Raw genomic sequence first — 13,705 nt, forward strand, 5'->3', positions numbered from 1 at the left:
GGGTCAGGCGCGGGCTTCGCTGAAGACGGAGACGACGTCCGGCGCGACGGGACGGATGCGGACCGGCGTGCCGGGAGGGCGCGGCCCGGCACCGGGCGCGCGCGGCTCGGAGATCTTGATGCCGCGCCCGTCGCGGGTGCGGATCTCGTGCACGAGTGTCGATCCGAGCGGCAGGCCGATCTCGACCGTGCCGTCGAGCCCGAGCCCGTCCTCGACGAGCCGCAGATGCTCCGGCCGGATGCAGGCCGTGACCCGGGCATCCGCCGGCAGGGAACTGCCCGTTCCGGTCGCCCATTCCTCGCCCGTATCGAGCACGACGCGGCGTGCGCCGTCCGGGGCCGTCGCGAGCCGGCCGGCGAAGACGTTCGCCGCTCCCACGAAGGTGTTGACGAAGAGCGAGCCCGGCCGGTCGTAGATCTCGGTCGGGGGCGCGAATTGCTCGAGGCGGCCGGCATTGAGGACGGCCACGCGGTCGGCCATCGACAGCGCCTCCTCCTGATCGTGCGTGACTATCACTGTGGTGGTGCCGGCGAGGCGCTGGATCCCCTTGATCTCGATCTGCATGTCGAGCCGCAGATTCTTGTCGAGCGCCGCGAACGGTTCGTCGAGAAGCAGGATGGACGGCCGGACGGCGAGCGCGCGAGCGAGCGCCACCCGCTGCTGCTGCCCGCCCGACATCTGCTTCGGGAAGCGGTCAGCCAAGTGGCCCAGCCTAACGAGGTCCAGCATCTCGGCGACGCGCGCTTTCTGCTCCTGTTTCGGCCTGCCGCGCGCGGCGAGCCCGTAGGCGACGTTCTCGGCGACGGTCATGTGCGGGAAGAGGGCGTAGTTCTGGAAGACGATCCCGACGCTGCGCTTGTTCGGCGGCAGGTGGTCGACCGCCTCGCCGCCGATGATGACTCGTCCCTCGGTCGGCTTCAGAAAGCCGGCGATCGCACGCAGCAACGTGGTCTTGCCACAACCGGAGGGTCCGAGGAGCGCGACAAGTTCGCCGCCCCGGATGTCGAGGGTGACGGTGTCGACGGCGAGGGAGGCGCCGTAGCGCTGCGTGATCCCGTCCAGGATAAGCGACTTCCCCGCGGTGACCGGCGGCCCGTTCGACATGAAACGTCCTCCACGCATTCGGGCAGACACAAGAACCATGCCGGCTTTTGGAGGCGGCATGCCGACTCGCGGCTCGGCTCCTACACGCCCCGAAACAGGGCGTAGCCGAAGGGCGTGAACTTGATCGGCAGATGATGATGGGAGTCGCCGTCCCGGATCCTGAAGCGGAACCGGACAGTCTCCATGAAGGTCGGCGTCCCGCGGGCAGCGAGCCAGGAATCGAGGTGGAGGACCGCCTCGTACAGGCCGTTCGGCACCTCGCGGCCGATCGCGGCATCGTCGGGCTCCCACCATCCATTGGCGGCCACCAACCCGCTCGCGACCCGCGTCGGTTCCGGCTCGATGCGTAGAAGGTCGCAAAGCAATCCGAGCGCCGGCACGCCCGCGGACACGTCGACCGCATGGATGGAGACGCCGCCGTTCATGGCTTCGACCTGGGCTGCGACCGCATGGCTGTCGGTCAGCTGCCGCGATAGGTAGAATAGCTGAACGGCGCGATCAGCAGCGGCACGTGATGATGCTCGTCGGGCCGGGAGATCCGGAACTGGACGGGCGCCTCCTCGAACGGGCCTGCGGGCCCGCCCAGCGAGCGCTGGTAGTCTCCGAGCGCGAAGACCAGCCGGAAGCGGCCGGCCTTCATGGCGGCAGCACCGAGCAGCGGTTCATCCGTGCGGCCCTGGTCGTTCGTGAGCATCTCCCGAATCAGCGCGTCGCCGTCGTCGCCCAGGAACCAGAGCGCGACGCGCAAGCCCGTCGCCGGCCGCCCCCGCGCCACGTCGAGGGCATGGGTCGTCAGGCCGCTCACGCGACCATCTCGGGCGGCAGCCCGGCGAGGTCGGCGGGCGGCACGCCGCCCCGATAGGCCGAGAAAGCCGCCGGCGACAGGATGATCGGGAGGTGCCAGGAACCTCCGGGCTCCTCGACGAGGACCCGCAGCACGACCTCCTCGAAGAAGGATTCGTGCCCGGCGGCCTGATGGTAGGAAAGCGTCTCGAAGGCGAGCTCGTAGAGACCGGGCACGATGGCCTCCGATCCGAGCAGGAGCGCCCGGCCGTTCGTGTCGGTGCGGGCCTCGGCCACTTCGCGGAAGGCCGCCTCCGGCAGGATCCTGGCCCGAAGCGTGAGCGCGATCCCGCGGGCCCCGCCTCCGCTGACCGTATCCAGCACGTGCGTGGTGAAGCCGCTCACGCCGACCTCCCGTCCCGGGCGTCGGACACCACTCCGTCGAGTCGGCCGCGCGTGATTACCGCGATCTGGTCGAGGCACGCGGCGATCTCGGTCGCCCGGTCGCGGACGAGGCGCCGGCGGTGCTCGGCGAACACGCTCGCGCGATTACGGTGCAGCTTCAGCGCGATGATGCATGGGAAGCCGAAGCGGTCCCGGTAGCGGGCGTTCAGATCCTCGAGCATGGCCTGCTCGTCTTTGGCCAGACCCGCGAAGCCGAGCCGCCCCTGTTCGCCGGTCGAGGCGGCCGTCATGGCTCCCGTCCGGGCTTCACGTCCGCCGAGCTCCGGATGGGCGCGCAGCAGAGCCAGCACGGTTGCTTCGTCGGCGGCTCGCACCACTGCCATCATCGCCTCGTGAAGCGCATCGACGGAGGCGAACGGCCCCGACGCATGGGTCGCACCCGCGATCCAGTCCGTGTGTTCGAAGACCCCTGCTAGATGCGTCGCGAACGCGTCACCCGAGAGGCTGTTCAAGTGCATGAGGTCCATTCGCCGACCACGAGAGCAAGTCTCGCGCCACGACGGACCGCCCTGGCTGAGGTTCACCCGGGCCCGCTACCGTGTCCCGATCGTACATTATGAGCGGACCCTCGGAACGTCCCTTGCGGGTCGATGATGGTTTGCTCTCCCTCGACCAGCATGGGATCACACGCCCCGAAACTCCGGAAATTTGAGGCGAGGCGCTCGCTCCTAGTACGCGGCGGACGTTTCCCGTGTCAGGTAGACGGCGATGTCGTGGAAGGCGGCGCCGCCATTCGGCGGCACGGCGTCGTCGCCGATGAGGTGGTTGATGCCGCGCCGCTCCGCGAAGGCCTCGTCCGGCCAGATGCCCTCGACGACCAGCGTGTCGGCCTGCTGACCCGGGTCGATCTCGGCCCGGAGGAGAACCGAGCCGCGGGCATTGCCGACGCGGACGGAGTCGCCGGCCACGATCGTCTCGCTCAAAGCGGCATCCGGGTGCATCCGGACGCGCGGCTCGACCTCGCGGGCCTGACTGGTCGGCGTCTCGGTGAAGGTGGAGTTAAGGAAGTTGCGGGCCGGCGGGCAGACGAGCTTGTAGGGGTGGGTCTCGTCCGTGCGCTCGTAATCCGCGCTCCAGTCCGGCAGGCGCGGCATCCGGGCGTGGTCCGGTCCGACGCTCGCCCAGTCCGGCTTGAAGCGGAAGCGGCCGCCCGGCTGCGGGAAGCCGTTCAGGAAATGGGCCGTGTCGAAAAGCTGGGCGCGATCGAGGAACCCGTCCTCGGCGACCCTGGCGAGGGACGGCAGGCCGGCCCGCTGCAAGCCGTCATCGAGAAGCTCGGCCGCGCTCATCCGGAAGCCAGGATGCTCGGCGCCGAGCCGGGATGCCAGCCCGCAGACCACGTCGTGGTTCGAGCGGGTCTCGCCGCGCGCCGGGACGATCTGCGGCCCATGCGTCAGGTAGGTGTGGCCGAGGCCGAAATACATGTCGTCCTGCTCGACGAAGGTCGTGGCCGGCAGGACGATGTCGGCGAAGCGCGCCGTCGGCGTCATGAACTGCTCGTGCACGGCGAGGAAGAGGTCGTCGCGCGACAGCCCCTCCCGGACCTTGGCCGAGGACGGCGCCACGACGACGGAATTCGCGTTCTGCATCAGCATCGCGGTGACCGGCGGCCCGCCCTTCAGCGCCTCCGGCTCGCCCGTGAGGACCGCGCCGATCCGGGACTGGTCGAGGATGCGGACATGAGGATCGATGGCGTCAAGGCCGTGGATCAGCGTCGTGTCGATGCCCCAGGTCTCCTTGTCGAAGGACAGGAAGAAGGCCCCGCCGCCGCGCTCGGTCCAGGCTCCGGTGACTGCCGGGAGGCAGGAGACGGCGTGCATCGCGGCCGCGCCGTTCCGGGTCCGGGTGAAGCCGAAGCCGACCCGGAGGAAGGAGCGCTTGGTCCGGCCGAAGAGCCGAGCGAAATCGACGATCTCGCTCTCACGGAGCCCGGTGATCGCGGCCGCCCAGGCCGGATCGCGCTCGCGGATATGGCGCTCGACCTCGTCGTCGAAATCGGTCAGCCGGGCGAGATAGTCGCGATCGACCATGCCCTCGGCGAAGAGGACATGCATCATGCCGAGCGCGAGCGCCGCGTCCGTGCCCGGCCGCACGATCAGCGCCACGTCCGCCGCCTCGACCGTCGGCGTGCGGTAGACGTCGACGACCGCAAAGACGCCGCCGCGCTTCCGGGCGCGGGAGACATGCGTCATCACGTTGACCTGGGTGGAGACCGGGTTGCCGCCCCAGGAGACGATCAGGTCGGCTTCCGCCATCTCGCGCGGGTCCGGCCCGACCAGCTTGCCGACACCCGCCTTCCAACCCGATTCCGCCGGCGTCACGCAGATCGTCGTCTGCTGGCGGCTGTAGCGCTTGACGTTCCGCAGCCGGTCGAGACCCCAGCGCTGCACGATCCCCATATTGCCGCCGGAATGGTAGGGCCACACGGCTTCCGGTCCCCAGCGCTCTTCGGCGCGGATGAATTCGGCCGCGATCTCGTCCAGCGCCTCGTCCCAGGAGATCGGCGCGAACTGGCCCGAACCCTTCGGGCCAGTGCGGCGCAGAGGCTGGGTCAGCCGGTCGGGATGCTCGACCCGCTCCGCATAACGGGCGACCTTGGCGCAGACCACACCGGCCGTGTAGCTGTTCGAACGGGAGCCCCTGACACGGCCGATCCGGTCGCCGTCGAGAACCTCGACCTCGAGGGAGCAGGCGCTCGGGCAATCATGGGGGCAGGCGGATTTTCGAATGAGCGTGCCGGTCAACATCGAGGCATCCTCCCCTCAGCTTCGGGTCACGGTGATCAGCACGCAGGCGACGTTCGTCGTGCGGCGCACCTGATGCTGCAGCCGACCCGGGAATTGCAGCGCGTCGCCCTCCCGCAAGGCGACGACCCGGTCCGCGAACCGGACCTCGACCTCGCCACCGACGACGAAGAGCAGTTCCTCGCCGTCATGCTCGGCCCGGAACTCGTCGGAGAAGACTGGCGGCGGATAGACCAGGAAGCCTTCGAGGCCCGACCGGCCCTTGCCGGTCGTCAGCGCCTCGAGGCGGTAGCCGTCGGCCCGGTCGGCCGGCGCCCGGCGCGTCTCCCCCCGCGAGACGTGGATGGCGGATTCGTCGACCTCGGCCCCGAAGAGCTGCGCGACCGGGACGTCCAGCGCGCGCGCGAGGTTGAGCAGGGTCGAGACGGAAGGCGCCTTCAGGCCGCGCTCCACCTTCGACAGGTAGCCCTTGTCGAGCTTCACGGCGGCCGACAAGTCCGACAGGGTCCAGCCCCGGGCCTTGCGCGCGGCTCGGATTTCGCGCGCGAGGCCCTGCGAGGGGTCGGCGCGCAGCCATTCCGGTAGCTCGTCGAGCATCCGCGCCCGTCTCCCCCGCGCGACCGTCGCGCCGACTTGGACCTGCAATCTCCACCCTCCGCATCGACCTCGTCAAGCTCAATACTGACATCGATCAATGAGAAGCAAAGTTTGTCCGGCGCACCGCAGGTTGTGTCCAATGCTGCCTTCCTAGGCAACTCGTTGCCTAAAGGACAAGCTTGCCGCTCGACATGGACGATGTAGCGTGAGGGCGACCGATGACGGGGATTTCCGAGCCATGACGCAAGCCTGTTCACTCGATCGGCGGACATTCCTTCGGATTTCGGTCGGGGGCAGCGCGATCGCGTGTCTCGGCTCGCCGGCTGTCGCGGCGGGCAAATTTGATTACGGGGTCGCCAGCATCGACCCGATCTATTCGCCCTTCTACGTGGCGATGAAGAAGGCGTTCTTCGACAAGGCGGCCGTCGACGTTACCTATGTCAACGTCCAGAGCGGTCCGCGCGGGAAGCAGCTTCTCGCGGCCGGACAGATCTCCGCCTCAACGACGGGCGCGACGGATTCGATCGCGCTCTCCATCGCCGGCAAGCAATCCGTGCTCGTCTATTGCTTCGACGACCGGGTGCCCTTCGCCAACATCCTGATCAACAAGGAAATCTACGAGTCCGGCATCAACACGATCGCGAAGCTCGCCGGACGGTCGCTCGGGGTGACGCAGCCCCAGGCGGCGACCTGGCTGATGGCGGTCTACCTGGCCGAGCGGAACGGCGTGAAGGACAAGGTCGCGATCCGGCCGCTCGGCGACTTCACGACCATGATGGGCGCCGTGAAGAGCAAGGGCGTCGACGCCTGCATGGCGACCTTCGCGATGCTCGAGAAGGGCCGGGAGGAGGGCTGGGGCGTGCCGCTCTTCGACATCACCGACGCCGCGACCTGGGACAAGACCTTCGGTGGCCCGCTGCCGGGCGCCGGCACCTATGTCCTCGCCGACACGGTCCGGGACAAGCCGGCCGAGGTGCAGGCGCTCGTGACGGGGCTCTGCAAGGGCGCCGACTTCATCCACGCGAACACGCCCGAGGCGACGGCGGAGCTGATCCTCGCCGATTACCTCGGCGGCTATTCCATGGCCTCGGCCGTCTCGGCGATCGGCACCTTCAAGAAGGTCTGGAGCCGGGACAACCTGATCACGCCGGAGAACTATGCCCGCCTCACCGGGATCATGGGCAACGGCCGCATGTACAGCGATGCCGAGATGGCGGGCGCGAGCTACGAGAAGAACGTCGACGTGAGCTTCGTGAAGAAGGCGCGTGGCCTCGCCTGAGCTCCCGAGGATCGGCCCCATGATCGAGCTCCGCGGCATCGGGAAAAGCTACGGCTCGGGACGCGAGCGGATCACGGCGATCGGCTCGGTCGACCTGACCATCGGGGCAGGTGAGTTCGTGTCGATCGTCGGGCCGTCCGGATGCGGCAAGTCGACGATCCTGAACATGATCGCGGGCTTCCTGCCCCCGACCGCCGGTCAGATCCGGGTGAACGGCAAGCCCGTGGTCGAGGGCCGTGTCCCCGAGGGGCTCGGCTACATCTTCCAGAAGGACACGGTCCTGCCCTGGCTCGATGTCGCAAAGAATATCGGGCTCGGCCTGCGCTACCGCGGCCGCCCCAAGGCCGAGATCGACGCCAAGGTCACGGACCTCCTCAACATGGCCGGGCTCGCCGGCTATGGCGGCCTCTTCCCGCACCAGCTCTCGGGCGGCATGCGTCAGCGGGTGTCGCTCCTCATGACGCTCGCCTGCGACCCGAAGGTGCTGCTGCTGGACGAGCCCTTCGGCGCGCTCGACACCCACACAAAGATCGTCCTGCACAAGGAACTGCTCGAGATCTGGCGGCGGCTCGGCCAGACGATCGTGCTCGTGACACATGATCTCGACGAGGCGATCACGCTCTCGAACCGCGTCGTCGTCCTGTCCTCGCCGCCGAGCCGCGTGGCGCTCGACCACGAGGTCACGATCCCGCATCCGCGCGACGTCTTCTCCGTGCGGGAGAGCGACGCCTTCAGCCGGAATTTCCAGGCCGTCTGGCACGTGCTGGGCGAGGAATTCCGCCGCAACCAGGCCTTCGATCACGTCGCGCACCGGAGCGCCGCATGACGACGACGAATGCCGGCGCGCTCGACACCGCCTTGCCCGAGCGCTCCCTGATGGCGCGCCTGCCCTGGCGACGGCTGTCGATCCTGGCCGGCCAGATCGCGCTCCTAGCCGTCTTCCTCGGTGCCTGGCAGGTCCTGACCGGGATCGACTGGTTCCGGAAGAACACCTTCCTCGACCCCTTCTTCATCAGCCGCCCGTCGCTCATCGCCCAGAAGCTCTACGACTGGACGCTCGGGAAGCAGGCCGGCTTCCTGTGGCCGCATCTCGCCTCGACGGTCGGGGCGACGTTGCTCGGCCTCGCGGTCGCCGTGGTGACGGGCTACGTCGCCGGCCTGACCCTGAGCCAGAACCGGGCGCTCGCGGCCCTCTTCAACCCCTTCATCGTGGCGCTCAACTCGCTGCCTCGCATCGCCATGGTGCCGCTCATCACGATGATCTTCGGCCTCGGCCTCGCCTCGAAGGTCGTCACGGCCTGGTTCATCGTGTTCTTCCTCATCTTCTTCAACGCCTTCAAGGGCGGCGTGAATATCGAGCAGCACCTGATCAACTTCTGCCGCACGCTCGGCGGCTCGAACCGCCAGATCACCTGGACGGTTCGGATCCCGAACTCGCTCGCCTGGACCTTCGCAGCCCTGCCGAACGCGGTCTCCTTCTCGCTGATCGGCGTCGTGATCTCGGAATTCGTCGGCTCGACGACCGGGATGGGCTACCTGATCACGACCGCGCTCGCGACGATGAATGCGAGCGACATGTTCGCGACGATCACCGTGCTAGGCATCATCGGGATCGTGCTCGTCACCCTGATCAGCATGGTCGAGCGACGCCTGCTGCATTGGGCGCCCGAATTCCGCCAATCCTGACGCGAGCCGAGCCGTGGCACCATCCCCGTCCGTCATTACCTATTACTTCTGGACCGCGTCCGACTGGGCCTATCTCGGCCACCAGCGCCTCGTCGCCATGGCGGCGAAACACGGGGTCGACATCGACTACCGGCCGGTCGACCTGCCGACGATCTACGCCCAGACCGGCGGCATCCTGCTCGGGCAGCGCTCGCAGCAGCGGCAGGATTACCGGATGGCGGAGTTGCGGCGCTGGAAGGCCCGGCTCGGCGACCCGATCGTGCTCGAGCCGCGCTTCTTCCCGACCGACCACCATCCCTCGTCGCGGCTCGTCGCGGCCGCGAAGCTCGCGGGGCTTCCGGTCGCCGAGCTGTCCTACGCCGTGATGCGGGCCATGTGGGTCGAGGATCGCGACATCTCCGACCGGGCCGTGCTCCGCGAGGTCGGCGCCGGTCTGGTGCCGGATATCGACGCCCTGCTCGCCGCCTCCGACCGGCCCGACGTCCAGGCCGAATACGCGCGCTACACGGCCGAGGCTCCGGGCGACGGCGTCTTCGGATCGCCCTTCTATCTGTACGACGGAGACATCCTCTGGGGGCAGGACCGCCTGGACTTCCTGGAAGAGGCGCTCGAGCGGCATTCCGCCGGCGCGTGACGACCGGCGGGCTACCCGACGAAGATCGAGAGAGGACACGAGACGATGACGTGGTCGGGACAGCTTCTTCACATCCACATCGCGCCCTCGGCATCCGTCGAGATGGAGGAACTCGACGAGGCGAATCTCATTCCGGGCAAGGGGATCGAAGGCGACCGCTACCTGCTCGGCACCGGCACCTACTCGCCGAAACCCGACATCCGCGAGGTCACGCTCATCGAGATGGAGGTGCTGGAGGCGCTCGAGATGGGGGAGCCCAAGGTCCCGGGCACCAAGACGAGGCTCGAACCGATTGACCATCGCCGCAACCTCACGACCCGCGGCGTGCCACTGAACCATCTCGTGGGCCGGCGCTTCCAGGTCGGCGACGTCGTCCTGAAGGGCGGCCGCATGAACTTTCCGTGCAAATACCTTGAGGAGCTGCTCGGCGTTCCAGGCCTCTATGACGGCCTCCTGAACCGCTCCGGCCTCAACTGCTCGATCGAGACCGGCGGGGTGATCCGCAAGGGCGATCCGATCGTCCCGCTCGAGGGCTGACGGGCCGCTCGGATGTCGCCGCGGCTGATCATGAAGCTCACCGTCGCCGACATCCGGCCGGAGAGCGGTGACGTGCTCGTCGTCGATCTCCGCCATCCGCGCCGGCCAGAATTGCCGGCCTCGACGCCCGGCGCCCATGTCGACATCCACCTGCCGGACGGGCGCGTTCGGCAATATTCCCTGTGCGGAGATCCGGCCGACCGCTCTTGCTACCGCATCGCCGTCAAGCGCGAGGGCGGCGGGCGGGGCGGCTCGCTCTGGCTGCACGAGAACCTGGTTCCGGGCGGCACGCTGATGGTGTCGGCGCCCCGCAACCATTTCGAGCTGTCGGACGAGGCCGACCGTTACCTCCTCCTCGCCGGTGGCATCGGCATCACCCCGCTCCTCGCCATGGCGCATGCGCTCACGCGGGCCGGCAAGCCCTTCCACCTGCACGATTTTGTCCGCAGCCGAGCCAATGCGCCGATGCTGGAGGAGATCGCGACGGCCGCCGACCCGGCCTGCGTGAGCTACCATTTCGACGACGAACCGGGCTCGCGGGTCGGCTTTGCCGATCTCTTGGCCGTGCCGCGGGCCGGAACGCAGGTCTATTGCTGCGGGCCGGCCGGCTTCATGGATGCGGTCCGACAGGCGGCTTCAGGTTGGCCCGAGGAGGCCGTCCGCTTCGAGGCCTTTCAGCCGCTCTTCGACGAGGGATTCACCCCCGAACCGTTCGAGATCCTCATCCGGTCGACAGGAGCCACCCTGCCGGTTCCGACTGATCGATCCGTGCTCGACATCCTGCGCTCCGCCGGGATCGAACTGCCATCCTCCTGCGAGATCGGCGTCTGCGGCAGTTGCGAATGCGGCTATCTCGACGGGATTCCGATCCATCGCGACGTCGTCCTGTCGCCCCGCGCGCGACGGAGCCGGCTCATTCCCTGCGTGTCCCGGGCCGTCGGCCCGCTGCAGCTGGATTTGTGAGCGTCACAGGAACGCAACCGAGGCGGGGCCGATCCAACGGCCGCGACAAGGGTCGAGACGGCAGGGGCGGCCATCCAGCAACGGAGGGGTCCCATGGCTACGGCAACACAGGCAGCAATCCCGATCGCGCCCGCGGGCGGTTCGGCCCAGATGAGACGCGTCGTCATGTCGAGCGTCGTCGGCACGGCGGTCGAATGGTACGACTTCCTGATCTATGGAACGGCGAGTGCGCTCGTCTTCAACAAGCTCTTTTTCCCCTCCTTCGACCCGGCCGTCGGCACGATCGCGGCTTTCGCGAGCTACGGCGTCGGCTTCCTGGCGCGCCCGCTCGGGGCCGCGATCTTCGGCCATTTCGGCGACAAGGTCGGCCGCAAGAAGATGCTGGCGGCGACCATCATCATCATGGGGATCGGCACCTTCCTGATCGGCTGCCTGCCGACCTATGCCCAGATCGGCATCTGGGCGCCGATCCTCCTCGTGCTGCTCCGTCTCGTGCAGGGCATCGGGCTCGGCGGCGAATGGGGCGGTGCCGTCCTGATGGTGGTCGAGAACGCGCCGACCAAGCATCGCGGCTTCTTCGGCAGCCTCGTCCAGGTCGGCAACCCGATCGGCAACATCGCGGCGATCGGCATCTTCGCGGCCATGTCGCAATTGCCCGAGAGCGAGTTCCTGGGCTGGGCCTGGCGCATCCCTTTCCTGATCTCGATCCTCCTCGTCGGCGTCGGGCTCTTCATCCGCATGCGGCTCGAGGAGACGCCGGCCTTCCGGAACGTCGAGGCCTCGAAGGACGTCGCGCGCCTGCCGGTCGTCGAGGTCATCACCCAGCATCCCCGGGCCTTCCTCACGGCCGTCGGTCTGAAGATCTCGGAGATCGCCTGGGCCTCGATCGGCAGCGTCTTCGCGATCAGCTACGTGACCGGAACGCTCGGCCTGCCCCGAAGCGTGATCCTGAACGGGCTCCTCGCCGCCTCGTTCGTGGCTCTCTTCTCCATCCCGCTCTTCGGCTGGATGTCGGACCGGGTCGGCCGGAAGACGATGTTCTATGCGAGCTGCCTCTTCTGCATCGCCTTCGCCTTCCCGTTCTTCTGGCTGCTCGACACGAAGGACACGACGATCATCACGCTGACGATCGTCGTTGCCATCAGTTTTGGCCAGATGGTCGGGTTCGGCATCGGGGCGCCGTTCTATTCCGAGCTATTCGCCGCGCGTCTGCGCTATAGCGGCGCCTCGCTCGGCTTCCAGATCGGGGCCGCGATCTCGGGCGGTCTCACGCCCTTCGCAGCCGCCTCGCTCATGGCCTGGAGCGGCGGCGCGACCTGGCCGATCTCGATCTACCTGATCGTGGCGGCCCTGATCACGCTGGCAGCCACCGCCGTCGCGCCCGAGACGGCCGGGACCGAGCTGCGCTGAGCAGAGGGGGCCGTCGGCTCCGCGCATTCCGCGAGGCCGCCGGCCCTCCTACGACGCCGCCAGCGACGGCGGCGATAACCGATCAACCCATGGTCTGTTGCCTCAAGCCGCTTTTTGCACGGACAGCTCGTCGAGGCTCTCCCGGAGAGCCCGGTCCAGGATGTCGGTCGCGCGGTCGATCTCATCATGCGAGACCGTGAGCGGGGGCGCGATGCGCCATACGGAGCCCCGCTCCGGGCGACGCCTGATATTCATGCTCAGGCCCAGCTCGAAGCATTTCTGCGTCGTCAGCGCACCGAGCGCGTGGGCGGGCTTGCGCGAGGCGCGGTCCTCGACGAGTTCCACGCCCATGAGCAGGCCGAGACCGCGCACGTCCCCGATTACCTCGTAGCGTTGCTGCAGCTCCTCGAACCGCCCGCGCAGATAGGCGCCCATTTCGTTCGCCCGCATGACCAGCTTCTCCTCCGCGGTTACGCGCAGCACCGCCAGGCCGACCTCGGCGGTGAGCGGATCGGAGACATGGCTCGTGTAGAAGGCGAAGTGCTTGGCGTGGATGTCCTCCTCGATCTTCGCCGTCGTCGCGACCGCGGCGAAGGGAAGGCCGCCGCCCAGCGTCTTCGACATCGTCATGATGTCCGGGACCACGCCGAAATACTCGGACCCAGTCCTCGTGCCGATCCGGCCGAAGGCCGTCTGCGCCCGTCGAAGATCAGCAGCATGCCGCGATCGTCCGCCGCCTGACGCAGGGCCTGCATGAAGGAGTGGGGCGGCACGAGCACGCCACCCGCGCTGATGACCGGCTCGACGATGATTGCGGCGCCCCGGCCGATCGATTGCATGTCGAACAGCTTCAGCGCCATCTCGAGTCCGGCGAGCGCCGAATCCTCCTCCGAAATCCCCTTCATGTAGGGCCGGTAGGAATTCGGCTCTGGAATCACGAAGACGCGGGGGCGGGCACGCCGTAGCCTTTGCGGTCGCTCGCCATCGAGACGGAGCTCGCGCCGCCCGTGATGCCGTGCCAGGAGCCGCCGAGCGCCAGGATCTCGTAGCCGTCGGTATACATCTTGGCCATGCGGAGCGCCGACTTCTGGACCCGGTAATGATGAAGATCGTCTTCATGATGTCGCCTGGCAGCCAGTCGCGGGCGAGCATCTGGGCGAGTTCGGCCACGACCTCCGGGATCATGCCGCTGAAGAAGTGGAAGGCCTTCAACGTGTCATGCTTCCGGTGTGCGCCGATATCGTTGAAAAAGTCGGCAAGGGTGTTCCGCCGCTCGCCAACCACTCGCTTAAAGAGAATAAAGTTCTACCGTGCTCCGCTCCGAGCAGGCTAGACGACAATCTTGTTCTACATGACGCCGGCATTCGACATTTGATCTGACTCGCTCGGATGCCGCGATCGACGTTTTTCAACAGTATCCGCCAGAAGCGGACGTGAGGTGCGTGCCGGATAGCAGACGCAATAACGCGGCTCGGATGCATCTTCCCCGTTTATGGCGCCGTT

The 13,705-nt window shown here is 67.8% G+C and carries 17 protein-coding genes; 7 read left to right on the forward strand and 10 right to left on the reverse strand.

Annotated elements, in window-relative coordinates:
- Positions 1 to 3: 3 nt before the first annotated feature.
- The 7 genes from ACFE87_RS07080 to ACFE87_RS07110 form a co-directional block, all read right to left on the reverse strand.
- Entirely contained in the window at positions 4 to 1,104 is a 1,101-nt protein-coding gene (locus tag ACFE87_RS07080; RefSeq protein WP_375458923.1) for an ABC transporter ATP-binding protein, read from the reverse strand.
- An 80-nt stretch (positions 1,105 to 1,184) separates the two neighbouring features.
- Positions 1,185 to 1,529: a hydroxyisourate hydrolase gene (locus tag ACFE87_RS07085; RefSeq protein WP_375458924.1), complete on the reverse strand. Its 345-nt coding sequence runs from the start codon at positions 1,527 to 1,529 to the stop codon at positions 1,185 to 1,187.
- Between the two features lie 35 nt (positions 1,530 to 1,564).
- Positions 1,565 to 1,909, reverse strand: a complete 345-nt coding sequence (gene uraH / locus ACFE87_RS07090) for a hydroxyisourate hydrolase (RefSeq protein ID WP_375458925.1) — start codon at positions 1,907 to 1,909, stop codon at positions 1,565 to 1,567.
- The gene (locus tag ACFE87_RS07095) at positions 1,906 to 2,292 is read right to left on the reverse strand and encodes a hydroxyisourate hydrolase (protein WP_375458926.1); all 387 of its coding nucleotides are present in this window, start codon (positions 2,290 to 2,292) and stop codon (positions 1,906 to 1,908) included. The genes uraH and ACFE87_RS07095 overlap by 4 nt, the downstream gene beginning before the upstream one ends.
- Positions 2,289 to 2,804 carry a 2-oxo-4-hydroxy-4-carboxy-5-ureidoimidazoline decarboxylase gene (uraD, locus tag ACFE87_RS07100; RefSeq protein ID WP_375458927.1) on the reverse strand — a complete coding sequence of 172 codons (516 nt, stop codon included), beginning with the start codon at positions 2,802 to 2,804 and terminating at the stop codon, positions 2,289 to 2,291. The genes ACFE87_RS07095 and uraD overlap by 4 nt, the downstream gene beginning before the upstream one ends.
- 216 nt (positions 2,805 to 3,020) lie before the next feature.
- Positions 3,021 to 5,099, reverse strand: coding sequence for a molybdopterin-dependent oxidoreductase (locus ACFE87_RS07105; protein ID WP_375458928.1), 2,079 nt, complete (start codon positions 5,097 to 5,099; stop codon positions 3,021 to 3,023).
- Positions 5,100 to 5,114: 15 nt separating this feature from the next.
- Entirely contained in the window at positions 5,115 to 5,693 is a 579-nt protein-coding gene (locus tag ACFE87_RS07110; protein WP_375458929.1) for a helix-turn-helix domain-containing protein, read from the reverse strand.
- 205 nt (positions 5,694 to 5,898) lie between these two features.
- On the opposite strand from ACFE87_RS07110, the gene ACFE87_RS07115 reads away from it, so the two are divergent.
- The 7 genes from ACFE87_RS07115 (at position 5,899) to ACFE87_RS07145 (ending at position 12,202) form a co-directional block, all read left to right on the forward strand.
- Entirely contained in the window at positions 5,899 to 6,972 is a 1,074-nt protein-coding gene (locus ACFE87_RS07115; RefSeq protein WP_375458930.1) for an ABC transporter substrate-binding protein, read from the forward strand.
- Between the two features lie 19 nt (positions 6,973 to 6,991).
- Positions 6,992 to 7,798 (forward strand): ABC transporter ATP-binding protein, encoded by an 807-nt coding sequence (locus ACFE87_RS07120; RefSeq protein ID WP_375458931.1) that lies wholly within the window; start codon positions 6,992 to 6,994, stop codon positions 7,796 to 7,798.
- Entirely contained in the window at positions 7,795 to 8,658 is an 864-nt protein-coding gene (locus ACFE87_RS07125; RefSeq protein WP_375458932.1) for an ABC transporter permease, read from the forward strand. Before ACFE87_RS07120 ends, ACFE87_RS07125 begins: the two co-directional genes overlap by 4 nt.
- A gap of 13 nt (positions 8,659 to 8,671) precedes the next feature.
- Positions 8,672 to 9,292, forward strand: a complete 621-nt coding sequence (locus ACFE87_RS07130) for a 2-hydroxychromene-2-carboxylate isomerase (protein WP_375458933.1) — start codon at positions 8,672 to 8,674, stop codon at positions 9,290 to 9,292.
- A 45-nt stretch (positions 9,293 to 9,337) separates the two neighbouring features.
- Positions 9,338 to 9,829 carry an MOSC domain-containing protein gene (locus tag ACFE87_RS07135; protein ID WP_375458934.1) on the forward strand — a complete coding sequence of 164 codons (492 nt, stop codon included), beginning with the start codon at positions 9,338 to 9,340 and terminating at the stop codon, positions 9,827 to 9,829.
- A gap of 12 nt (positions 9,830 to 9,841) precedes the next feature.
- Positions 9,842 to 10,792 (forward strand): PDR/VanB family oxidoreductase, encoded by a 951-nt coding sequence (locus tag ACFE87_RS07140; protein WP_375458935.1) that lies wholly within the window; start codon positions 9,842 to 9,844, stop codon positions 10,790 to 10,792.
- Positions 10,793 to 10,885: 93 nt separating this feature from the next.
- Positions 10,886 to 12,202, forward strand: coding sequence for an MFS transporter (locus ACFE87_RS07145; protein ID WP_375458936.1), 1,317 nt, complete (start codon positions 10,886 to 10,888; stop codon positions 12,200 to 12,202).
- 102 nt (positions 12,203 to 12,304) lie between these two features.
- Here ACFE87_RS07145 and ACFE87_RS07150 read toward each other — a convergent pair whose 3' ends face one another.
- From ACFE87_RS07150 to ACFE87_RS07160, 3 genes are all read right to left on the reverse strand, one after another.
- Entirely contained in the window at positions 12,305 to 12,847 is a 543-nt protein-coding gene (locus ACFE87_RS07150; protein ID WP_375458937.1) for an aminotransferase class III-fold pyridoxal phosphate-dependent enzyme, read from the reverse strand.
- On the reverse strand, positions 12,829 to 13,062 hold the full coding sequence (locus ACFE87_RS07155; protein ID WP_375458938.1) for an aminotransferase class III-fold pyridoxal phosphate-dependent enzyme: 234 nt from the start codon (positions 13,060 to 13,062) through the stop codon (positions 12,829 to 12,831). The genes ACFE87_RS07150 and ACFE87_RS07155 overlap by 19 nt, the downstream gene beginning before the upstream one ends.
- A gap of 74 nt (positions 13,063 to 13,136) precedes the next feature.
- On the reverse strand, positions 13,137 to 13,274 hold the full coding sequence (locus ACFE87_RS07160; protein WP_375458939.1) for a hypothetical protein: 138 nt from the start codon (positions 13,272 to 13,274) through the stop codon (positions 13,137 to 13,139).
- Positions 13,275 to 13,705 lie beyond the last annotated feature (431 nt).

This window comes from uncultured Enterovirga sp. (assembly GCF_964242715.1).
Classification (GTDB): Bacteria; Pseudomonadota; Alphaproteobacteria; order Rhizobiales; family Beijerinckiaceae; genus Enterovirga.

What these genes read in the sequence shown, in the direction of transcription:
- ACFE87_RS07080 (WP_375458923.1), bottom strand. Translation starts at nt 1,104, where the DNA reads ATGTCGAACGGGCCGCCGGTCACCGCGGGGAAGTCGCTTATCCTGGAC.
- ACFE87_RS07085 (WP_375458924.1), bottom strand. Translation starts at nt 1,529, where the DNA reads ATGAACGGCGGCGTCTCCATCCATGCGGTCGACGTGTCCGCGGGCGTG.
- ACFE87_RS07105 (WP_375458928.1), bottom strand. Translation starts at nt 5,099, where the DNA reads ATGTTGACCGGCACGCTCATTCGAAAATCCGCCTGCCCCCATGATTGC.
- ACFE87_RS07110 (WP_375458929.1), bottom strand. Translation starts at nt 5,693, where the DNA reads ATGCTCGACGAGCTACCGGAATGGCTGCGCGCCGACCCCTCGCAGGGC.
- ACFE87_RS07120 (WP_375458931.1), top strand. Translation starts at nt 6,992, where the DNA reads ATGATCGAGCTCCGCGGCATCGGGAAAAGCTACGGCTCGGGACGCGAG.
- ACFE87_RS07125 (WP_375458932.1), top strand. Translation starts at nt 7,795, where the DNA reads ATGACGACGACGAATGCCGGCGCGCTCGACACCGCCTTGCCCGAGCGC.
- ACFE87_RS07135 (WP_375458934.1), top strand. Translation starts at nt 9,338, where the DNA reads ATGACGTGGTCGGGACAGCTTCTTCACATCCACATCGCGCCCTCGGCA.
- ACFE87_RS07140 (WP_375458935.1), top strand. Translation starts at nt 9,842, where the DNA reads ATGTCGCCGCGGCTGATCATGAAGCTCACCGTCGCCGACATCCGGCCG.
- ACFE87_RS07145 (WP_375458936.1), top strand. Translation starts at nt 10,886, where the DNA reads ATGGCTACGGCAACACAGGCAGCAATCCCGATCGCGCCCGCGGGCGGT.
- ACFE87_RS07155 (WP_375458938.1), bottom strand. Translation starts at nt 13,062, where the DNA reads ATGGCGCTGAAGCTGTTCGACATGCAATCGATCGGCCGGGGCGCCGCA.
- ACFE87_RS07160 (WP_375458939.1), bottom strand. Translation starts at nt 13,274, where the DNA reads ATGGCCAAGATGTATACCGACGGCTACGAGATCCTGGCGCTCGGCGGC.